Annotated in this window: 15 protein-coding genes; 8 read left to right on the top strand and 7 right to left on the bottom strand. The window is 63.7% G+C overall.

The features are described 5' to 3' along the window. The first annotated feature begins 5 nt into the window (after positions 1–5). Together SH412_RS27760 and SH412_RS27755 are read left to right on the top strand one after the other, a co-directional pair. Positions 6–803 (top strand): LOG family protein, encoded by a 798-nt coding sequence (locus SH412_RS27760; protein ID WP_336521294.1) that lies wholly within the window; start codon positions 6–8, stop codon positions 801–803. A 364-nt stretch (positions 804–1,167) separates the two neighbouring features. Continuing rightward, complete coding sequence (locus SH412_RS27755; protein WP_336521293.1) at positions 1,168–2,532, top strand: sulfatase family protein; 1,365 nt, start codon at positions 1,168–1,170, stop codon at positions 2,530–2,532. Between the two features lie 647 nt (positions 2,533–3,179). Here SH412_RS27755 and SH412_RS27750 read toward each other — a convergent pair. Further along, positions 3,180–4,481 (bottom strand): IS4 family transposase, encoded by a 1,302-nt coding sequence (locus SH412_RS27750; protein WP_419555811.1) that lies wholly within the window; start codon positions 4,479–4,481, stop codon positions 3,180–3,182. An 819-nt stretch (positions 4,482–5,300) separates the two neighbouring features. Between SH412_RS27750 and SH412_RS27745 the strand changes: the two genes are divergently transcribed. The 3 genes from SH412_RS27745 to SH412_RS27735 all read left to right on the top strand — a co-directional run bounded on the left by SH412_RS27745 (position 5,301) and on the right by SH412_RS27735 (position 8,687). Then, the gene (locus SH412_RS27745) at positions 5,301–5,882 is read left to right on the top strand and encodes an ECF-type sigma factor (RefSeq protein WP_336521292.1); all 582 of its coding nucleotides are present in this window, start codon (positions 5,301–5,303) and stop codon (positions 5,880–5,882) included. Positions 5,883–6,022: 140 nt separating this feature from the next. After that, positions 6,023–8,350 carry a bifunctional serine/threonine-protein kinase/formylglycine-generating enzyme family protein gene (locus SH412_RS27740; RefSeq protein WP_336521291.1) on the top strand — a complete coding sequence of 776 codons (2,328 nt, stop codon included), beginning with the start codon at positions 6,023–6,025 and terminating at the stop codon, positions 8,348–8,350. A gap of 127 nt (positions 8,351–8,477) precedes the next feature. Then, a complete protein-coding gene (locus SH412_RS27735; RefSeq protein WP_336521290.1) occupies positions 8,478–8,687 on the top strand; it encodes a hypothetical protein in 210 nt (69 codons plus the stop codon). Positions 8,688–8,991: 304 nt separating this feature from the next. Here SH412_RS27735 and SH412_RS27730 read toward each other — a convergent pair whose 3' ends face one another. From SH412_RS27730 to SH412_RS27715, 4 genes are all read right to left on the bottom strand, one after another. After that, entirely contained in the window at positions 8,992–10,011 is a 1,020-nt protein-coding gene (locus tag SH412_RS27730; protein ID WP_336521289.1) for an SIS domain-containing protein, read from the bottom strand. Between the two features lie 113 nt (positions 10,012–10,124). Then, positions 10,125–11,333 (bottom strand): diphosphate--fructose-6-phosphate 1-phosphotransferase, encoded by a 1,209-nt coding sequence (locus SH412_RS27725; protein ID WP_336521288.1) that lies wholly within the window; start codon positions 11,331–11,333, stop codon positions 10,125–10,127. A 173-nt stretch (positions 11,334–11,506) separates the two neighbouring features. Then, positions 11,507–12,265, bottom strand: coding sequence for a glutamine amidotransferase (locus SH412_RS27720; RefSeq protein ID WP_336521287.1), 759 nt, complete (start codon positions 12,263–12,265; stop codon positions 11,507–11,509). A gap of 193 nt (positions 12,266–12,458) precedes the next feature. Continuing rightward, positions 12,459–14,291, bottom strand: coding sequence for a M3 family oligoendopeptidase (locus SH412_RS27715; RefSeq protein WP_336521286.1), 1,833 nt, complete (start codon positions 14,289–14,291; stop codon positions 12,459–12,461). A 252-nt stretch (positions 14,292–14,543) separates the two neighbouring features. Here SH412_RS27715 and SH412_RS27710 point away from each other — a divergent pair, with 252 nt between their 5' ends. Both SH412_RS27710 and sthA read left to right on the top strand, forming a co-directional pair. After that, positions 14,544–15,866: a nucleotide sugar dehydrogenase gene (locus SH412_RS27710; RefSeq protein ID WP_336521285.1), complete on the top strand. Its 1,323-nt coding sequence runs from the start codon at positions 14,544–14,546 to the stop codon at positions 15,864–15,866. A 181-nt stretch (positions 15,867–16,047) separates the two neighbouring features. Continuing rightward, positions 16,048–17,469, top strand: coding sequence for a Si-specific NAD(P)(+) transhydrogenase (gene sthA, locus SH412_RS27705; protein ID WP_336521284.1), 1,422 nt, complete (start codon positions 16,048–16,050; stop codon positions 17,467–17,469). A 157-nt stretch (positions 17,470–17,626) separates the two neighbouring features. Here the strand turns inward: sthA and SH412_RS27700 are convergent, their stop codons facing one another. Both SH412_RS27700 and SH412_RS27695 read right to left on the bottom strand, forming a co-directional pair. Further along, positions 17,627–18,310, bottom strand: coding sequence for a class I SAM-dependent methyltransferase (locus tag SH412_RS27700; protein WP_336521283.1), 684 nt, complete (start codon positions 18,308–18,310; stop codon positions 17,627–17,629). 19 nt (positions 18,311–18,329) lie between these two features. Then, the gene (locus SH412_RS27695; protein ID WP_336521282.1) at positions 18,330–18,737 is read right to left on the bottom strand and encodes a GNAT family N-acetyltransferase; all 408 of its coding nucleotides are present in this window, start codon (positions 18,735–18,737) and stop codon (positions 18,330–18,332) included. A 352-nt stretch (positions 18,738–19,089) separates the two neighbouring features. Between SH412_RS27695 and SH412_RS27690 the strand changes: the two genes are divergently transcribed. Continuing rightward, positions 19,090–22,425: a transglutaminase family protein gene (locus SH412_RS27690; protein WP_336521281.1), complete on the top strand. Its 3,336-nt coding sequence runs from the start codon at positions 19,090–19,092 to the stop codon at positions 22,423–22,425. Positions 22,426–22,438: the final 13 nt, after the last annotated feature.

Raw genomic sequence — 22,438 nt, 5'->3', positions numbered from 1 at the left:
GCACCATGTCAGAGATCCGCTTCAAACCGGGACGGGCGCCTGCGCGATTGTGGATTCCCCCGGCGCCGGAGCGTTCGCTGCTCGAAGATCGGCGGCTGCTGGGAGGGCCGCGGTCGCGAACGGCGGAGTTCTTCCGAGTCCTGCGGATCGTCTGGGAGTTTATTTCCGGGTTCCAGAAGCTGCACTGGCTGGGACCGTGCGTCACGGTCTTCGGATCCGCCCGGTTCGACGATCCGCACCCCTATTACCAACTGGCGCGCCAGGTCGGCGCGGCCGTGGCGCGCGAGGGGTTCACGATCATCACTGGCGGGGGGCCGGGGATCATGGAAGCGGCGAACCGCGGCGCCAAGGACGTGCGGGGCCGGAGCGTCGGCTGCAATATCGTGCTGTCGCACGAACAGCACGCCAATCCCTACATCGACAAGCTCGTCACCTTCCGCTACTTCTTCGTCCGCAAGGTGATGCTGGTCAAGTACTCGCAGGCGTTTCTGATTTTTCCCGGCGGTTTCGGCACGCTGGATGAAGCGTTCGAAGCGGCGACGCTGGTGCAGACCGAGAAGATCTCCAATTTCCCGCTGATTTTCGTCGGTTGCGATTACTGGCAGCCTCTTTTCGACTTCCTGCGCGACCGGCTGCTGAAGGACCACGCCATCGATCCGCTCGATCTGGACCGGCTGGTCCTCACCGATTCCGTCGAGGAGATCATCGAACACCTCAACGGCTGCCCGTCAGTGCCGCAGAAACGCGAGGGGGGACGGGTCGTCACCCGCAAGTGGCAGTCCCAGCCAGGATTCAGCGAATAGGGGAAAAGCGACCAGGGAATCGTCAGCGAGTGCCGAACGATCTCCCCTGGACTTCCACGAAAGCCTCCGCCCGGAATTTCCGGGATGAGCTCCTGCGATGCCGCCGCACGGCACGCGAAGATCTCGGGACCTGTCGCAATCTCGATCAACGCCTGCCGATGGGACGAAGTGATCCCGACGGTTCTCGAATTCACGACTTGGCGCGCATTCTGTTTGACCTCCACCCGATTCGGCCTAAGAATGGAGGTCCCGTCGCAGACTTCACCATTCACAGCGCTGATCAGCAACCCGTCCGGCGACCCGACGACGTATTTTCCTATCGCCTTGCTCGTCGTGCCCGATCAGGCAGGAGGTTCACTCGCTCATGCTCGACCAAGCGGTCCCTGTGTTGCGCTGCGCCGCGCTCTGTCTGGCTCTCGTTCTGGCCGGCTGGTCCTCCGCGTCGGCTGCGGACCGGCCCAACATTCTGCTGATCCTGGCGGACGACTTCGGCTGGGGAGATCTCGGCAGTTATGGGGGCAAAATTGCCCCGACGCCCCGGCTCGACCAGTTGGCGGCGGAGGGGACGCGATTCACGCAGTTCTACGCGGCGGCGCCGATCTGCTCTCCCTCGCGTTGCGGCCTGCTGACCGGTCAGTTTCCCGGTCGGTGGCGGCTCAACAGTTACCTGCAGACCCGGGCCGGCAACCGCTGCTGCGGGCAGGCGGACTTTCTCGACGCCAAGGCGCCGTCGCTGGCGCGGATGCTCAAGGAGGCCGGTTACGCAACGGCTCACGTCGGCAAGTGGCACCTGGGGGGCGGTCGCGATGTCAAAGAGGCGCCGCTGTTCGAAAGCTACGGGTTCGTCGAGTCGGCGGGGACCTGGGAGAGTCCCGAGCCGCACGCCAAGCTGGGGAAGCCGTTTCCGCCGTGGGACCGTCGGCTGGCGCCGGGGCAGGTGTCGCGCTGGGAGCGGACGGGCTGGATGGTCGATCATTCGCTCGATTTCATCCGTCGCCACAAGGACCAGCCGTGGTTTGTCAATTTGTGGCTCGATGACACGCACGATCCCTATGTTTCCGCCGAAGCCGACTGGAATGGCGACTTGAAGACGCGGGGCAAGTTTGTGGAGGTGCTGGAGCGGCTGGATCAGCAGATGGGGCGGCTGCTGGACGGTCTGGCGGCGGCGGGAGAAGACCGGGACACGCTGGTCTTGTTTCTGGGAGACAACGGGCCGAGCCCCACCTATGGGCGCGAACGGACCGGCGGGCTGCGAGGGGCCAAGCTCAGTCTGTACGAGGGGGGGATTCGCACGCCGTTGCTTGTCCGCTGGCCGGGCCACGTTCCGGCGGGGGCCGTCGACGAGACGACGGTGGTGTCTGCGGTCGATTTCGTGCCGACGGTCTGCGCGCTGACGGGGGCCGCGGCGCCGCTGGCCTATGATTCGGATGGCGAAGATCAGTCCGCCGCGTTGCGGGGCGAAGCCCGGCTGCGGACTCGGCCGCTGCTGTGGGAATATGGTCGAAATGCCAACTGTTTCCGCTACCCGGCTGACGCGGAAGAGCGTTCGCCAAGTCTGGCAATCCGGGAGGGGGAGTGGAAGCTGCTCGTTCAAAACGACGGCAGCGGGGTCGAGTTGTACAACCTGAGCAGCGATGCTCAGGAGACGAGCAACGTTGCCGATCAGCAGCCGGAGATTGTGAAGCGGCTGACGGAGCAGGTGCTGGGCTGGAGGAAGACGCTGCCGTAGAGGGGGGCAGGTGCGCGAGTTCGGGGCGGGGAGACGCAGTGCAAAATGAAAAGTGAAAAATGCAAAGTGCAAAATGAAGGAGGCGGAAGGTGAATGGACGAGCGGCTGGCCGTTTAGGATTCCCCTCGTTCCCAGGCTCCGCCTGGGAACGCACTCTTGGGACGCTCCGCGTCCTCTTCTTCCCCTCCTTACCCACCACCTCTTCGCCCTCTCCTCCCCATCCACGACCCACCAACCACCTCTTATGTGAATTCCGCGCAACAAACTCGCTATTTATGACGGGGACATAGGAGCATGCGCGTCGGCGGGCCACCGCCGGCGTTCCGGACGATTCCCGTCAAACCGGGCCTGATCAGGGCCCAGCGACGGACCGTTCGCAAGAACGGTCCGAGGGGCGCACCCCGTGTGCGCACAGCCTCGACGTCGAGCTTTCCCCGTTCACCCGGCCAAACGACCGGCGAACCTGATCAAGTCATTGAACCGCCGGGACTTCCACCGGCGCAACATCACCGCCAGACGGACTCCGGCGGGACGGCCGTAAGAAAGCCGACCCGCCGGAGCCGATCGCGGTACGTACGGCGGACGTCCTCGTCCGCCGCGTAGGGCGGGCTCCCGCCCAATCTCGTTCGGCACGGTGCTTGCATAATCTATGGCGGCTGGGGGAAGGCGGCGAGGAGTTCTTCGTCGTCGGCCCAGCCGGTCATGTAGAGACAGACCATTTCATACGCTCGACGCGACAGGTTGCCTCCCGTCGCCAGGGCCAGGAGCAGCCCGGCGAGCAGCGAACAGTAGAGCTGGATCTCCACGCCCCGCGTCTTCGCCGAGAGCAGTTGCTTGCAGCCCAGCACCTGCTTCAGAAACCGGAAGAACAGCTCGATCTGCCACCGGCATTCATAGATTAGCACCACCTGTTCGGCCGGGAGATCCAGCAGCGTCGTGGCCAGGATCAGGCCTTCCCGCCCGGTCTGGTCGCTGCGAAGCCGCCCCTGCCTTGCCGAACTCGGTCGACCGGGCACTGGCTCGACGGTGATCCGCCGCACGACGTGATTGGTTCTTGCGGGACTGGCTCCGCTGCCGCCGCCCAGCGCGATCAGTTCATCCGCCACGACCCCCGCGGCGCGATCGGCTTCGGTGAGCGCGGGGAGTTGAACCGCATGACCGTTCGCGTCGTTGACCAGTCCCTCGACCACGCGACCGTCCCCGCGATTGAGCCGGCAGACGTAGTCGCAGCGGGCTTCGACCAGTTCGTTGAACACCACGGCCGAGCGATAGCCCCGGTCCAGAATATAAAGGTCTCCCGGCGCACCGGCGGGTTGCGGTTCGCGGGCCTGGATCTGCTGGAGCGTGACGGCGCGCTCGGAGTGCGGCCCTTTGGCCGGCTCCTCGGTGAGGGTCGAGGCCACGACCCTCTGGTCGTGAATGCGAAGCTGGGTGTGCAGCCGCCACTGGCCTTGAGAACCGCGTCCCAGCCGGGCGGCGATCTGCGGCAAGGCCGACAGCACGGTCCCGTCGACGGCGACGAGACGTTCGACGATCGGGTTGGGAAGGCGTCCCAGCCGACCGCTGCGGCTCACGCGGAACTGATGCCGGGCGAACTGGCGGCGGAGTTCGTGAACGAGTCCTTCCAGGAGCGAGGGATCGAAGACGGACGAGGCCTCGGAGAAGGCCCCGGCCGAGACCTTTTGCCCGCCGGCGAGCTGTTGGACCTTTTTCAGTCCCGAGGCTGCGACGAGCGCCCGGGCGGACTTGAGAACGGGGTTGAAGAAGCCGATCAGGAGGAGCGCGGCATACTGGCTGTAGAACAGCTGCCGGTTGCGAGCGGTGTCGCGTTCTGTCCCGCAGGGAGCCAATCGTTGCAGCAGCGGAAAGATGCGCCGCAGCAGGACGGTCCCGGCCAAAGGACCAATCAGCTCCCGCCGCTCCTCCTCCGTCAGCCCCTTCTCCGCCATCGCCACTCCCTCCGCAGGGAGAAAGACTACAATCTCAATCGGCCTGCGCAAAAAGCGTGCCGAACGAGATTGGGCGGGAGCCTGCCCTACGTGAATGACGTCCGTGGTACGTACCGCGATCGGCTCCGGCGGGTCGGCTTTCTTACGGCCGTCCCGCCGGAGTCCGTCTGGCGGTGATGTTGCGCCGGTGGATGTCCCGGCGGTTCAGTCACGTTGATCAGGTTCGCCGGTCTTGCGGCCGGGTGAACGGGGAAAAGCTCGACGTCGAGGCTGTGCGCACACGGGGTGCGCCCCTCGGACCGTTCTGGAGAACGGTCCGTCGCTGGGCCCTGATCCGGCCCGGGTGAAGGGGTCATTCCGGACGCCTGCGGAGGTCCGCAGACACGAGTGCACTTCCTTGACCCCTTCATAAATAGGGGGTTTGTTGTGCGGAATTCACATAAGCGGTGGTTGGTGGGTAGTGGCTGGTGGATGGGGAGGAGGAGGTGGCCTCGGTTGCGAGTCTTCTCGCGACCGGGGCCACGAAGCCGAAGGAGGCAGAATTCAACAATTGCGACTGATCGGCCGCCTGTCGCTCTGCGACCCCGGTCGCCGTCGGGACGGCAACGGGGCCACCGGCCGTCATCCGAAGATGGTGCACCGAAATCACCTGACATCTGTCCCGGATGTCGCGTTTCAGTTAAGCTATCATTCCCGCGCATTTCTGTCCGCGGTTGATCAACTGTGGCCAATTTGAGGCGGCGGCGTCTACTTCTCTGGACACGACTACGAGACGATCCGCATTTGACGTGCGTCAGCGGACCGGGGTTTTGATGCCGATTGAACGAGAAGCACAACGTCACGCAGATACTCCAGAACGCCGAACGGGGCGATCCGACGACCGCAGAGGCGTTGTTACCGCTTGTATATGGCGAACTCCGCCGACTGGCTGCAGAGCAGTTGGCGAGTGAACAACCCGGACAGACTTTGCAGGCGACCGCGTTAGTGCATGAGGCGTGGCTGCGACTGGTCGATGTCAACTATGTTCAGAACTGGTCCAGCCGACGGCATTTCTTCGGGGCCGCAGCAGAAGCGATGCGGCGAATCCTCGTCGATCAAGCCCGCCGTCGGAAACGGAACAAGCACGGGGGCGACTTTCGGCAGATCACCATTCCGCTTGAAGAGGTATCGGTTGCCAAGGAGGACGGCCTTCTCGAAATCCTCGACGACGCGCTCGGCCGTTTTGAGCAGGTCGACGCCGTTGCCTGCCAACTGGTCAAACTTCGGTATTTCGTCGGTTTGTCGCTTGCTGACGCTGCCCAGGCCCTGGAGCTGCCATCCCGAACTGCTGATCGAATCTGGGCTTACGCCAAGGCGTGGCTGCTGCGGGAAATCCAGCGGGAGCTTACTGATTCTTGGTGATCAAATTTGTCAAAGTACGTCTCCATTTTGTTGGCGCAATTGATCCCCGAAAAGCGCCACGGATTTTCAGACGGGCTTTCCTGATTATCCATTGACCTCGACGACGTCCTGGTCGGTGTACTTGATAGCGGGACGACATCATGAACGAACGCGACATTTTTCTGGCGGCCATCGAGTTCGCCGATTCGGCCCAGCGCACCGACTATGTGGAACAGGCCTGCGGGACCGATGCCGCACTTCTCGCGCAGGTCGAGGCCCTGCTCAAAACCCACGCCCAGACCAGCCAATTCCTTGAGACCCCCGTCGCAGCCAATGACTCAGTGGCTCAAACCATCGCCACGCAACCTTCGGAGACCGGCGGCGATTCCGCCGCCGAGCGGGCCTCGGGCGAGGCAGAGTTCCTCAAGTACCTGAAGTCGGCCGAGCGGCCGGGCTGGCTGGGACGGCTGGGGCACTACGAGATCGAGGCGATTCTCGGTCGCGGTGCGTTTGGCATTGTCGCCAAGGCGTTCGATGAGAAGTTGCACCGGGTGGTGGCGATCAAGCTAATGAATCCCGAGTTGGCCGCGACATCGCCCCCTCGCCAGCGGTTCCTGCGCGAAGCCCGTACGGCCGCCGCCGTCATGCACGAAAACATCGTAGCCATCCACGCGGTGGAAGAGGAGCCGATTCCCTACCTGGTGATGGAATGCATTCGCGGCCAGACGCTCCAGCAGCGGATGGATGCGCGGGGGCCGTTCGAAACCCAGGAGATCCTGCGGATCGGCCAGCAGGTCGCCGCCGGTCTGGCCGCGGCACACGGCGCGAAGCTGATCCATCGCGATATCAAGCCGTCCAATATTCTGCTTGCGGGCGGTTCCGCCGAGCGGGCGAAGATCTCCGACTTCGGGCTGGCCCGCGCGGTCGATGATGCCACCATGACCTCCAGCGGCCTGATTGCCGGGACTCCGATGTACATGGCTCCCGAGCAGGCGCGGGGGGAAACACTCGACCATCGGGCCGACCTTTTCAGCCTGGGGAGCGTCCTGTACCAAATGGCGAGCGGTCGCCCCCCGTTTCGCGCGGCCAACACCGTGGCCGTCCTAAAGCGGGTCTGCGAAGACACGCCGCGGCCCCTGGATGACGTGCTGCCGGGGATTCCCGGCTGGCTGGAAACGATCATCTTCAAGCTGCTCGAAAAGAAACGGGAAGATCGGTACCAGACGGCTCAGGAACTGGCAGACCTGCTGGCTCGTTGCGAGAGCGAATTGCAGCATCAGGGCCAAGTGACTTGCGTCAAGGGAAGCCCCCGCGTCGCGGAAACACGGAACTTTCCACCAGCGAGATCGACCGACCGGGGAGCGCGGTGGAAACCGATCGGAGGCGTCCTCACTGTGACAGCGGTAATCGGGTTCGCCCTGATGAACAGCGGGAAGAAAACGTCCCAGTTGGACACAACCAGTCCTCGCACTCCCTCGCCGATCAAGGACACGGCGGTGAAGCCGCCGGAAACCATCGGCTGGCAGGGCTGGCCGGCGGACGCCCCGGCCCCGGCGGTTGCGCCGTTTGATGCGGCCCAGGCGAAGAAACATCAGGAGGACTGGGCGAAGTACTTGCAGATCGAAGTCGAGTACACGAACACGCTGGGCATGAAGTTCGTGCTGATCCCGCCGGCGGAGTTCACGATGGGGAGCACGCCGGAGGAGATCGCAGCGGCCCTCAAGAACGCTGATCCGAACGACAAGCTTCAGGATCAGCGCATCAAGTCGGAAGCCCCGCAGCACACGGTGATCCTGACGCAACCGATCTATTTGGGCGTGAATGAAGTGACACAGGCCGAATACGAAAAAGTGATGGGCGTGAACCCGTCCTATTTCTCACCGATGGGTGCTGGAAAAAACGCGATCGCCGGACTGGAGACGGCAGAGCATCCGGTCGAAATGGTGAGTTGGAATGACGCGGCCGAGTTCTGCACCAGGCTGAGCAAGCAGGAGAAACTCGCGCCGTTCTACTTCCGGTCCGGTCGTACGATCACGCCGCTGGACGGGACCGGTTACCGCCTCCCCAGCGAGGCGGAATGGGAGTTCGCTTGCCGCGCTGGCACCGCGGAAAAATACTGGATTGGCGGCAAAGATGAAGACTTGTTGCCGGCCGGTTGGTTCGTTAAGAACTCGGGGGATCGGACACACGCGGCGGGCGAGTTGAAGGCGAATCCGTTCAGGCTGTCCGACATGCACGGCAATATCTGGGAATGGGTGCAGGACGGTTGGGATGCGGCCTCCGATCGTCAATTCCACGAGAAACCCGCGGTTGACCCAATCAGCCCTTTTTCCGCCGGTTCCAAGCGCGTGTACCGGGGCGGCAGTTGGCACCACTCCGCCTCCGACTGCCGGTCGTCGAATCGCCTCACCAACGTCCCGGCGTTCCGTAACTACTACCTCGGTTTTCGAGTGTCGCTGGTAGTTCGTGGCTCGCGTGTTCGTCGTTGATCTCTGTCCTCTGAATCGTCTCTGAGCCGGGTGAAATGGCCGCGGCTCCTGCGATCGTCAAAATTTAGAACCCATGTCGACCCCTGAAACACCATTGTTCGTGAAGACCCTTGACGTTCTCTAGTGGTTGTTCCGTCATACCCAGCGGTTCCCGAAACATCTGCAGCAGTCGTACACGCTCAAACTGGAATTGCTGGCCTTTGACTTCCAAGAAGCAAGTTTTATAGCCAATACCGTGCGCGGCGCGACGAGCCAGTTCTTTCCGAACGTGCTGCTCGACCCTGTAGACCATTTCGTGAAGGAAGATTTGCGGATTCCCGCTTACGTCCGGAAGTAACCGCTCACGCCCCGCTCAGCAGTGACGGAGCCGGTTGACGGGCGAAGGGGGCTGCGACGGCGGCGGCGACGTACCTGAAACTGTTGCGACGTTGCCGTTGGCGGGTTTCGACAACATTCAGGATCGTCTCCACGCGGATGCCTCCGGTTGCGAGTCTTCTCGCAACCGGGGCGTCGAAGCCGAAGGAGGCAGAGTTCAACAAGCGCGACTGGTCAGCTTCCTGTCGCTTCGCGACCCCGGTAGCCGTCGGAGGCAACCGGGGCCCCCCGCCTCCCTCGCTGCAGAGCTGCTGTTTCCCTCCCGATCAGCCCGTGAACTCGTTCCCCACTTTGCGGGCGCGCGTCGGCTTGTCGACGTTGATGCCGAGCTTCACGCCGATCTCGACCAGCAGGTTCCAGCCGGCGGCCAGTTCCACGAAGCCGCTCAGCTCGCCGGCGTCGGGGATCTGGATCGTGGGGAACATCGTCGGCCGGCTGGAGATAGCGATCACCGTCAGGCCGACCCCCTTCACCAGGCAGTCGTGGAACTTCTGCTCGGACTCGGGATACGGATCGATCCAGACGACCACGTCGTCCGCGTTCATAATTTCTTCGATGCCGTGGACCGCGTAGGTTCCTTCGAGGAAATCGCTCCGCTTGCGGGTGATCTCGTTCGCCTTGAGGGCCAGCTCTTCCGCCACGCCGTCGTTCCGCCCGGCGATGTAGATCGTCCTGGCCGCGCAGAGTTTCTCGGTCAGCGCGGGATCGATCGGCTGCGTCAGCGCCTGCTGGACGGCGTCGGCGAGCCCCGGCAGCTTGCCCGCCAGCGTGGTTTCCCCGGCGACCGCTTCCACCAGGGCCTGGCAGAACAGGGCCTGTTCGATGACGCTCTTCGTCGCCGCGACGGCCCCTTCCTTGCCGCAGCCCAACACGAAGCCTTTGGCCGCCAGGCTTTCCAGCGTCGACTGCGCCATCGCCGTCAGGCTGAAGAGGGCCGGGTGGTCGGCAGCCTTCAGGTCGTTGTAGAGGCGGATGACTTCGGCGGTCCGGCCGGAGTTGGACATGGCCAGCACGGCCCAGTCCTGGAGCTTGTACTCCTGCGACTGCCGCCCGGCTTCGGTGTGCAGCACCAGCGGCCAGCCGTTGATCCGCGACCGCCGGATGGCGCTCTTCCCCGGAAACAGCCGGCTGGAGCCTTCGCCGGTGAAGAACAGTTTGCCCTTCGAGCGGATGGCATCGACGATCGGCGCGACGACGTTCGGATCAAAGCTGCGGATGACCTCGGGGGTCTGCAGCATGTCCTTGACGAGGCCGAAATCGGAGTAGGGGGCGGTGTTGGATTGCATGGGGATGGCTTCCGGGCGGTAGGGTGAGTCGAGTCTTCGAGGCTCACCACGCTATGTCATAGATCTGAATTCAAAGATGGTGGGCCTCGCTCCGCTCGACCCACCCTACAACACTACGGCTTCGCGCGTTTGCCGGCGAGGGCGACGTACTCCGGAAGGTCGCCGATGAGCGGCTTCACGTAGTTCAGAAAGGCCTTCGTCACGTCGAAGCCGTCCTTGCTGATGAACTGGTCGGGCATCGGGCGTTCGTGGTTGGCGACTTCGCTGAGCGACGCCGTTCCGAACTCGATGCGGTAAGGTTCGCTGGCCTTGTTGGCCCGGATCATGGTGACCATCACGCCAGACTGGCCCTGGGTGGCCAGCTTGACGGCCTGCTGGCCGCAGGCGTAGGCTTCGGCGAAGTCGAGTTTAACGCCCCGGTCCGCGGCGCACATCGGCAGGGACTCGGTCACCTGGAACTCGCCGCGCCAGCCGAACTCGTCGCTGATGATGCGGTGCAGATACATCGCGGCGCTGGTGCCCCCCATCGCGCCGAACTCGACGTTGCCGAACTTGTCCTTCGTCTGCGAATTGCTGACGGGGACGCCTTCCGCCGTGCAGATCCCTTCGCCGCAGACGATCGAGACGAAGCCGTACTTCTTATGCGCAGCCGCAACGGTCTGCAGGAAGGCGTCCCGATTGAAGGCCCGTTCGGGGAGGAGCAGGATGTGCGGTGCGCCGTTGGCCGAGCGGCCGGCGGCCGCCGCGGCGGGGAGCCAGCCGGCGCTCCGGCCGATCGACTGGTAGATCACGAACTGATCGACCTTCTGCATGTCGCGGGCCAGCACGCCGGCCTGCATGACGCTCAACGCGACGTAGCGGGCGGCGCTGGGATAGCCGGGGGTGTGATCGGTGCCGAACAGATCGTTGTCGACGGTCTTCGGGACGCCGACGCCGAGCAGCTCGTGGCCGTTCTCGTTGGCGTACTTCACGACTCGATGGATGGTATCCATCGTGTCGTTCCCGCCGGCCATGAAGTAGTAGCGGATGTCGTACTTCTTGAGCTGCTTGAGGATCGTCGGGAAGTGTTCTTCCTGGAGCTTCAGCCGGCTGGAGCCGAGCGCGCTGCCGGGGGTGTGACGGAGCCCCTTGCGGACTTCGGGCGATTCGCTGCCGAAGTCGATCAGGTAGTCCCCCAGCACCCCTTCGATGCCGAACCGCATGCCGAAGACGCGGCCGATGGCTTTCGACTTCAGCGAGGCGTCGACGACACCGGCGAGGGAGGAGTTGATCACAGACGTCGGGCCGCCCGACTGTCCCACAAGGGCATTTCCGCGAAGCATGAGAGCTGAGCTTTCCGGCCGGGGGCCACAGGGTATTAAACGCTTCGGGTGGCCGGGGCTGGACCGCAGGGAAGCCCCGGTTTTCCAACGTTCCGGGGCATCGCGAAGACGCTCCTGCCCCGGCCACCCGTTTCTGTCTCGTCGTGGAGTCATCTCCCAGTGAGCAGGCTGGATTATGCGAGACGGCCGGTCCAACTCAAGAGTTGCCGCCAGAAATCCGCGTACCAGCCGCCGACTTCGACGCCCGGCGCCCCTGCGGCCTGCGCCGTCACCCGCCGATCGCCCCAGTCGACAAAGCCGCCGACCCAGTGGGGGGCGACATCGCTGAGAAACGCGGCAGTCCGGCCCCGGCCATGTTCGCCGACGACCAGCGCCGGCAGTTCCGGCCCGAAACGCGCCTGCCAGGGATGCGGGCCGGCGGCGGACATCTGGAGCGGCCGGGCGGTCAGGAGGACCGTTCCCGCTGGTGCAGCCGTTACGCGGTTCATGCCGCCGATGGCGGGGGGAGTGCTGGACCACGGCAGGCCGGCGATCGCCGGATGGTCGGCAGCCGCCACCGACAGAAATGCGGACTGGGGAAAGTTCACCCGGTCGTCGACGTTGCCGATCCGGACGGGCAGCGCGTTCCCGACATCTGTCCCGTCCCAATCCCCTCCCAGCCCGTGGAAGGACTCCCAGCCGCCGATCATCAGCAGCCCGGCTCCCGCTGAGACCTGTTCGACCAGCGCGGACTGCACAGTGGCCGGCATCTGCGCAGCCGGGTAGTCGCTGACGATCAACAGCTTCCGCCCGGTTCCGAGCGTCTCCTCGGAGAGCGGGCGATCGCTGGGAACATAGTCGAACGACCAGCCGCAGGCGGTCATCAGCCCGGCGAGGTAGCTGGCGGCTCCGGCAAGTTCAGTGTCGCCGCAGTAGAGGATCGGAGCGGTCATGCGAGTCTTCCGTAGGGCAGGCTCCCGCCTGCCGGATTGGGGCGCCAAGAATCGACGGCGGGTGGCGGGCCCAGAGGCTTTGCGATGGGCGTGGTATTTCGTTCCTTTGGTCTGAAGACCACGCCCTTCGAGGACTCAGGGCGTGCCACCCGGAATCGCCATCGATCTTACATTTCGGCCGGCACAGCCGGCCCTACACCTGCTGACACTTCCCGACGACTTCGTCGGCAAGCTGGCAGAACTGTTTGACGCGGGCCTCGACGATGTCGAGGCTCTTGTGCCAGAAGTCGGGCTTGCGCAGGTCGAAGCCCAGCGTGCTCTGGACCGCTTCCTCCGCATCCATGCAGCCGGTGGCCAGCAACAGCTTGCGGTAGTCCTCGGCGAAGCCCGGCCCCGCCTCCTGGCCGACCGCGAAGACCCCCATCGAGAGGAGGTAGCCGAAGGTGTAGGGGAAGTTATAGAACGGCCAGCCGGTGATGTAGAAATGGAGCTTCGAGACCCAGAAACGCGGGTTCCAGCCGCCGTCGGCGAGCGCCCCCAGATAGGCCTCCTGCTGGGCCTGCTGCATCAGCAGATTCAGGCGTTCGCTGTTGACTTCGCCGGCGGCCCGTTCGCGATGGAACTCGTTCTCGAACAGGAAGCGGGCGTGGATGTTCATCAGGAAGCCGACCGCGTCGCCGAGCATCCCTTCGAGCATATTGAGCCGCTCGCTGGTCGAGGTGGACTGTTCGAGCCGGCGGGCGCCGAGGACGGCTTCGGCGAACGTGGAGGCGGTCTCCGCCAGGTTCATCGGGTAGTCCTGGAGCAGAATCGGCTCGTCGCGGAGGACCCACGAGTGATAGGCGTGACCCAGTTCGTGGGCCAGCGTCGACATGGCGTCGGCGGAGTCGGTGTAGGTCATAAAGATGCGGGTCTGCTTGGACTTGGGGAAGCCGGTGCAAAATCCGCCCTGTCGCTTGCCCGCGCGATTCTCGGCTTCGATCCAGCCTTTCTCCAGGGCCATCCGGGCGAATTCGCCGAAGTCGGGACTGAACCGCGTGAAGGACTCGATGATCCAGTCGCCCGCCTGGTCATAGGGAATCTTGTCCGCGCCGACGGCTCCGGGAAGCTGCGGCAAGGGGGCGGACAGGTCGTACCAGGCAAGCTGCTTGAGGCCCAGAAGCTGGGCCTTGCGCTCCAGATAATCCTTCAGGACCCCTTTTCGCTCCGTAATGACCTGCCACATGGTCGTCAGCGTTTCGCGGGTCATCCGGTTCAGACGGAGCGGAACTTCCAGGTAGTCCTGGATCCCCGCCCGGCGGTATGTCGTGAGCCGGGTGCCGGCGATGTGATTGATCGCCTCGGTGCAGGGGAGCGTGATGCTCGACCAGGCGGCGTCCGCGGCAAAGAAGTTGTTCTCGCGGACCGACCGCTCCGCGGAATCAAAGTGGACCTGTCCGACCGACTTGGTAACCGGCTGGCCCTTTTCGCTCACGGTGACCCGCAGGCTGCCGCACAGCCGATCGTAGAGCCGGCCCCAGGCATGCAGGCCGTCCACGGCCAGGTCGGCGGCGAGCAGTTCCTGCTCGCGCGGCAGCCGGAGTGCGGCGTTCTTCTGCCGGGTCCGGACAAAGTACGCGATCTGCTCCAGACGAGGGTCAGCCTTGAGCAGCGCGTCAAGCTGTTCGCTCGACGCCTCCTTCAGGGCGAATTCGAGATTCGTCGTCACTTCTTCCCGTTGCGGCGAGAGGGCCGCGACCTCGGCATCGAGCTGCAGGAAGATCGGATTCTCCGCCTCCGCCGCGCAGTGGCACTCCAGGAAGGCCCGCAGATCCCCGCTGATGGCGTCGAGCCGGCCGTAAGCTTCCAGAAACCCGGCCCACTGGTCGGCGGCGGCGGGAGTCACGGCAGGCAAGCTGCGCGACACGGTCACCAGTCCCAGCAGCTCCTGCTTGTACTCGTTCAGGCAAGTGCGGAATTCGGGGGACGACGGATGGGGCAGCAGGCTGGCGAGATCCCAGACCTGGGGAAAGCGACCGGCGGTCATAGACGCTCCTTCGGGACCGGACAAGGCGGCAGGGAACCCGCAATGGCATCGTTGTAGCCCGTCGGTCCCGTCCCGTTCAAGGGTTGAAGCCCCTTTTTAACCCGTCCGAACGGTTTCGGCAAAACCTTAATACAACTCACGTTGCGACGATTTCCGGCGACTGTTACGATCCTGGTCCCGCAGTCGTCCGGAGTCCGTTTCCGACGCTTGCGCTGAAGTTTTTCCCGGGTCGGGCCAAGGATGCAGGGATCAATGAGTCACGGACTGGCCGAAAAGATTCGCGACAAGCAGGCCGTCGTGGGCGTGATTGGCCTGGGATACGTCGGCTTGCCGCTGATCCGGGCGTTCACGAGCAACGGCTTCCGCTGCATGGGTTTCGACGTCGACCAGGTCAAGGTCGACAAGCTGCTCGCCGGGCAGAGCTATATCAAGCACATCGACGCCGGGGCAATGTCGAAGCTGATCGAGACCGACCGCTTCGTGCCGACCGCCGACATGACCCGGCTCAACGAAGCCGACTGCGTCATCATCTGCGTCCCGACGCCACTGAACGAAACGCGCGACCCGGACCTCAGCTATATCGAAGGAACCGCCCGCTCGATCGCCGCAACGCTCCGCCCCGGACAGCTCGTCGTGCTGGAGAGCACCACCTATCCCACCACCACGCGGGACGTCGTCCTGCCCATCCTGGCCCGATCGGGACTGACCGCGGGAGCCGACTACTTCCTGGCCTTCAGCCCCGAGCGGGAGGATCCCGGCAATCCAACCTTCAGCGCCGAGGGAATCCCGAAAGTCGTCGGGGGCTACGACCCGCTCAGCACCGAACTGGCCTGTGCGCTGTACTCGTCGGCGGTGGTCACGGTCGTGCCGGTATCGAGCCTGGAAGTGGCGGAAGCCTGCAAAATCCTGGAGAACACTTACCGGGCCGTGAATATCGCTCTCGTCAACGAGCTGAAAATGCTCTACGACAAAATGGGGATCGACGTCTGGGAAGTCATCGAAGCGGCGAAGACCAAACCCTTCGGCTTCCAGGCGTTCTACCCCGGACCAGGTCTCGGCGGGCACTGCATTCCCATCGACCCCTTCTACCTGAGCTGGCTGGCCCGGAAGTATGGCGAGCAGACGCGGTTCATCGAGCTGGCCGGCGAGATCAATACGCACATGCCGACGTATGTGATCCATCGCCTGGGCGAGTTTCTCAACGACCTGGGCAAGCCGATCAAAGGGAGCCGGATCTGCCTGCTCGGAGCCGCCTACAAAAAAGATGTGGACGATCCCCGCGAGAGCCCGACCTTCGAATTGATGAAGCTGCTGCGGCAGCGGGGGGCGGTGCTGAGTTACAACGACCCGCACGTCCCCCAGCTCCCCAGAATGCGGCACCATCCGGACCTGCCCCCGATGAGCAGCCAGGAGCTGACGCCCGAATTCCTGGCCAGCCAGGACTGCGTGCTGGTCTCGACGGAGCATTCCGCGTACGACTTCGCGTACATCGTCCGGCATGCTCAACTGGTGCTCGATACCCGCAACGCGACGCGAAACGTGGTGGATGGTCGTGAGAAAATCCGCAAGGCCTGACCGGCGCCGGCCTCGTTCCGGAGCAGGTTTGCCTGTGCTTTACGCAAGCCGTCGCGGATCGGTGGCGACCGGGGTTCGCGGCGACCCGCAAATTGGCTAAAAGGCGGCGGGAACCCTGCCCCCGGCCTGCACGGATTCGCGGCACGCAGTTCGCTGTTGTGCAGCCGGGATCAGCAACAGAATGGACCTCGCGACGGAGGCGGTGATGACGGAAGTGGCGGAATTCGACGTAGTGGTCATCGGGACCGGTCCCGGCGGCGAAGGAGCCGCCATGCAGGCCGTCAAACACGGCAAATCGGTGGCGGTTCTCGAACGCGATCCGCTGATCGGCGGAAGCTGTACGCACCGCGGGACGATTCCCAGCAAAGCGCTGCGCTACGCCATCTTTCAGATGATGGAGGTCAACCAGAGCACCCTGTTCCGCGAGCACGGGATTTCGGCCCAGTTCACCGTTCAGGAACTGCTGCGGCGGGGCCGGTCGGTCATCGAGGCCCAGGTCAAGATGCGCACCGCATTCTATGACCGGAACGACGTTCCGATCTTTCGCGGGCAGGCGGTCTTTGTGGACTCGCACACGTTGGCGATTCACGAACCGGCGGGGGCCATCAAGCTCGTCAGCGGCAAGAGCATCGTCATCGCGACCGGCGCCAGGCCCTACCGGCCCGACAACATCGACTTCTCCCATCCCCGGATCTTTGACAGCGACTCGATTCTGACGCTCGGCCAGCACATCAAGTCGATCACGGTCTATGGCGCGGGAGTCATCGGCTGCGAATACGCCTCAATGTTCCGCAACCTGGAGATCAAGGTCAACCTGGTCAATACGCGGGACCGGCTGCTGGAATTCCTCGACGAAGAAATCGTGGATGCGCTCAGCTACCACCTGCGCGATCGCGGAATCCTGATCCGCCATCGCGAGGAGTGCGAAAGCGTCGAACCCTGCGACGACGGCGCGATTCTGCACCTCAAGTCCGGAAAGGCCCTGAAGACCGACGCACTTCTCTGGGCGGCCGGGCGGACCGGAAACACCGACGGGATCAACATCGAGTGCACCGGCGTGGTTCCCGACAAGCGGGGCAACCTGCTGGTCAACGAGAACTTCCAGACCTCGGTCCCCCACATTTACGCGGTCGGCGACGTGATCGGCGCGCCGGCGCTGGCCAGCGCCGCCTATACACAGGGACGTTATGCGGCGGGGCACATTCTGGGCGAGAACTGCGGCCCGACCCCCTCCAACATTCCCACCGGAATCTACACCAGCCCGGAGATCAGCTCCCTGGGCAAGACCGAGCGGGAGTTGACCGACGAAAAGATTCCCTACGAGGTCGGCCACGCACACTTCAAAAGCCTGGCGCGTGCACAGATCACCGGACAGACTGTCGGCATGCTGAAGCTGCTGTTCCACCGCGAAACGACCGAGATTCTCGGCATTCACTGCTTCGGGGCGAGTGCGTCTGAAATCATCCACATCGGCCAGGCGATCATGTCCCAGCCGAAACCGCACAATTCGCTGCTGTACTTCATCAACACCACGTTCAACTACCCGACAATGGCGGAAGCATATCGGGTGGCGGCCCTGAACGGATACAACCGGCTGTTTTGAAGAGAGCGAACAGGGAATGGGGAATAGCGAATAGCCAGAGACAACGGGCTGATCGCGAATCGCTCATCGCAGATCGCCAGACAGGAGGAGACTTCGGTTCTGGCGATCAGCAATAAGCCTCTTCAATTCGACATTTCTTCCGCGAGAGATCCTCTCTTCAATCAACCTTCTGGAACCGCACGAAGTACGACTCTTGCAGCAGGTCCTGCTTCTCGTCGATCTGGCGGAAGCCGGCGCTGACGACTTCTCTCGTAAAGACCTCCTGCCCTGCCCGCACATGGTCCAAGGTCCATTCCGTGCTCTCCCCCTCGATCCGGCGGAAGTCGATCAGGATCACCTGACCGCCCGGCTTCAGGGCCCGATGAATCGACCGCATTGTCTTTTGCGGATACTCGAAGTGATGGTAGGTGTCGCAAATGAATGCGACATCGATGGACGCCGGCGGCAGTTCGGCGGAATCCGCCTTGCAGACGACCCCGACGATATTTTCGAGCTTGTCCTGTTTCGCCGACTCTTCGACGTGCCGGACGAACGACTCGGTGATGTCGACTGCGTACACCGTCCCCTCCGGTCCGACGAGCGGAGAAAACATCCGCGTGAACAGACCGGTCCCGGCGCCGATATCGGCAAGGATCGTCCCCGGCTTAATCTCGCAGGCGTCGACGATCTTCTTGCGATTGTCGTAGACGTCCCGGCCTTCCTTCTCAAAGCGCTCAACGAACTCCGGGACTTTGGCGTTCTCGAAGCTCTTGTTGATCCCCGGCTTCACGCTCTTGTCCTGAGCGAACGTCGCCGCCCCGAGCAGCGACACGAAAACCAGCGAAACCATCGCGCGAATCATTGGAATCGTCTCCGGAAACTCAGTCCGACTGGCGGGGCAGGTACCAGCAGGAATCATGTGGCGTAAATCCGATATGTGGATAATACTCGCGGGCCTTCGGCGCGGCGAGCAGGATCAGCATGGCGTCCGGGCCGCCGGCTTCGCGGGTCCGGCGGATCAGTTCCTGGCCGATCCCCTGCCGCTGAAAGGCCTCATCGACCGCCAGGTCCGACAAGTAGGTGCAGAAGGAAAAGTCGCTGAGCGCCCGCGAGACTCCGACCAGCAGCCCGTCCGATCGCGCCGTCACAATCAGATCGGCTTCCCGCAGCATGCGGCCGATTCGTATCGGATCCGACACCGGTCGACGTTCGGCAAGGGTCGAGCGACTCAGCAGATCGATGAACTCCTGCACCGGCAGATCCGGCTCAAGGGCGTATTCCAGCGGCATGGCAGCGAACTTCCCGGATCAAGCGCGAATCGATTCGTTTTCAGCCTGATATTGAACCGGGACGGACGGGAAATGGCGAGGGCCGGTTCACGCCGCCACACGCGCAATCCCAGACTCTGCAAGGTCGCCCGGCGGAGACTGCACAGTTTTCAGGCAGTCGCCCGATCTGCAGGCACTTGAAACTCAGCCGATTCCTGCGTTGGCGAATCCGGCGCGGCAGTTGCATGGTACATTCGCATGAAAACTGCGCAGGTGTTGCGCCTCGAGGGCCGGTCCGGTTGGAAACGGAGCTGCTGAATCGGCACCTCACTGTCCAGTTTTACGCTGATTCAAATTCCACAACCGGTGATCCATGACCATCCGTGTCGCTCTGCATCATGTGACCGAGTATCGCTTCGACCGGCTGATTACGCTCGGTCCGCATATCGTCCGGCTGCGTCCGGCGCCCCATTCCCGGACGCCGATCGACAGTTATTCCCTGCAGGTCGATCCGACGGAATACTTCCTCAACTGGCAGCAGGATCCGCACGGGAACTTCCTGGCGCGATTCGTGTTTCAGAAGCAGACCAGCATCCTGCGGATCGCCGTCGATCTGGTCGCCAATATGACGGTCATCAATCCCTTCGATTTCTTCGTCGAGGAGGATGCCGAACACTACCCGTTCGAGTACGACGATGATTTGTCCCGGGATCTCCGTCCCTTTCTCGAACGACTGGGGGGCGGCCCCCACTTCTCGGAGTATTTGAGAACCGTCAACGTCACTCCCCGCCGAACGATTTCGTTCCTGGTCGACTTGAACGCCCGGTTGCAGCGAGAAATCAAGTACCTGATCCGGATGGAGCCCGGCGTTCAGACCCCCGAAGAGACGCTGACGAAGCGATCGGGGTCGTGTCGGGATTCGGCGTGGCTGCTGGTGCAGCTCCTGCGGCACTTTGGTCTGGCGGCCCGGTTCGTTTCGGGCTACCTGATTCAGCTCGCTCCGGACCTGAAGCCAATTGAAGGCCCCGTGGGGCCGACGCAGGACTTCACGGATCTGCACGCCTGGACCGAAGTCTTTCTGCCCGGGGCCGGGTGGATCGGACTCGACCCGACATCGGGGCTGATGACCGGCGAGGGGCACATTCCGCTGGCCGCGACGCCCGTGCCTCAGACGGCGGCGCCGATCAGCGGCCTGCTCGATCCCTGCGAGGTCGAGTTCGACTTTGAGATGAGCGTCACGCGGATTCACGAGGACCCGCGCGTCACAAAGCCGTACAGCGAAGAAGAATGGTCCGCCATCGACGCGGTCGGGCATGCGGTCGACGCGAGGCTGGATCAGCACGACGTCCGGCTGACGATGGGGGGAGAACCGACTTTCGTTTCGATCGACGACATGGAGGGCGAGGAATGGAATACGGGAGCCGTCGGCGCGATGAAGCAGCACCTGTCGGACGTGCTGATTCGCCGGCTGCAGTCGCGATTCTCGCGCGGCGCGCTGCTCCACTTTGGCCAGGGAAAATGGTATCCCGGCGAGTCGCTCCCCCGCTGGGCCTACAGTTGTTTCTGGCGCAAGGACGGCGAACCGATCTGGCAGAATCCGGAGCTGCTGGCCGAGCTTTCCGCGCCGACCGGCGTCACCTGCCAGGCCGCCGAAGAGTTTCTCGTCGAGTTCTCCGAACGCCTGGGGGTCGGGGCGAAGTGGATTCGACCGGCCCATGAAGACGTCTGGAACGTCATCGAACAGGAACAGAAGCTCCCCGTCGACGTCGACCCGCGGGACTTCGATCTGGATGCCGACGAGGAACGCCGCCGGCTGGCGCAGACGATTGAGAAGGGCCTCAGCCGCGTCTCCGGCTACGTTCTGCCGCTGACGCGGGCGTGGTGGCAGGCGAAGCCGGAATGGATCAGCGGTCCCTGGCCGTTCCGGTCGGAGCGTCTGTTTCTGATCCCGGGGGATTCGCCGATCGGGCTGCGCCTGCCGCTGGACTCGCTGCCGGCGGGAGGGAGCCGGGACAGCCGGACGGTGTACGCGATCGATCCGTTTGCCGGGCGGCTGCCGCTTCCCGGCTATGTGGAAATCCGCCGGGCGGCCCGAGCCATGCGGGAAATCGAGTCGGAAGTGACGATCGAGACACAGTCGCACGAGGCCCCGGAGAACGGTCACAAGCGCGAAGAGCGTCACCAGCCGCCGCTGTCGTCGCCGGGCATGGTGCGGACGGCTGTGTGCGTCGAGCCGCGCAACGGCCGCTTGCACGTGTTCATGCCGCCGGTCACTTCTCTGGAAGATTATCTGCACCTCGTGGCGACGATTGAAGAGACCGCGGAATCACTGCAGCAGCCGGTCGTGATCGAAGGCTACCTGCCCCCTCACGACGACCGGCTGAACGTGATGAAGGTCACGCCAGACCCGGGAGTCATCGAAGTCAACATTCATCCGGCTCACTCCTGGGACGAGCTGAAAGACATCACCACCGGCGTTTACGAGGAGGCCCGTGAAGCGAGGCTGGGAACCGAGAAGTTCGATCTCGATGGCAAGCACTCCGGGACGGGGGGCGGGAACCACATCGTCCTCGGCGGCGCGACGCCGGCCGACAGTCCGTTCCTCCGGCGGCCGGATGTTCTGCGGAGTCTGATCGGCTACTGGAACAATCACCCGGCCTTGTCCTACCTGTTTTCCGGGCAGTTCGTCGGTCCGACGAGTCAGGCGCCGCGGGTCGATGAAGGTCGGCGGGATGCGCTCTATGAGCTGCAGATCGCGTTCGACCAGATTCCGGATCACGGTCATGTTCCGCCGTGGCTGGTCGATCGGATCTTCCGCAATCTGCTGGTCGATCTGACGGGGAATACGCATCGGGCGGAGATCTGCATCGACAAGCTCTATTCCCCGGATCACGCCACCGGGCGTCTGGGACTGGTGGAACTGCGCGGGTTCGAGATGCCCCCCCACTCCCGGATGAGCCTGACTCAGCAGCTCCTGGTGCGGGCGCTGGTCGCCTGGTTCTGGGAAACGCCGTACCGCGTAAACCCGATTCGCTGGGGGACGACGATTCACGACAGGTTCCTGCTGCCGCACTACCTGAAAGAAGACCTGAAGTCGGTGATCGGCGACCTGCAGAGCGCCGGGTTCGCGTTTGAAAATTCGTGGTTTGCGACGCACGTCGAGTTCCGCTGCCCTCTGGTGGGCGACGTCGAACATCAGGGGGTCCGACTCGAGCTGCGGCAGGCGATCGAGCCGTGGTACGTGCTGGGCGAAGAGGCCGGTCGCGGCGGAACCGCCCGGTATGTCGACTCCTCCGTCGAACGGATGCAGGTCCGAGTGACGGGAATGTTCTCCGACCGATACGCGGTCGTCGTGAATGGCGTCGAACTCCCCTGGCAGGCCACCGGGCAGACTGGCGAATACGTCGCCGGGCTGCGGTATCGGGCCTGGCAGCCGCCGAGCTGTCTGCACCCGACCATCCCGGTTCACACGCCGCTGGTGTTCGACATTGTCGACCGGGTCCACGGACGATCAATGGGGGGCTGCCGATACCACATCGACCATCCGGGCGGGCTGAATCCGGGTCTCTATCCCGTCAATTCACTGGAAGCGGAAAGCCGCCGGGCGGCGCGATTCTACAGATTCGGCCATACGGCAGGCGGAATCACCCCTCAGACGGTCCCTGTCCATCCGGACTATCCTTGCACGCTCGACCTGCGCCGCGTCTAATCGGGGTATCGAG

The sequence above is a fragment of the Planctellipticum variicoloris genome (assembly GCF_030622045.1).
GTDB classification, from domain to species: domain Bacteria; phylum Planctomycetota; class Planctomycetia; order Planctomycetales; family Planctomycetaceae; genus Planctellipticum; species Planctellipticum variicoloris.
This window is presented reverse-complemented; position numbering and strand designations above follow the sequence as displayed.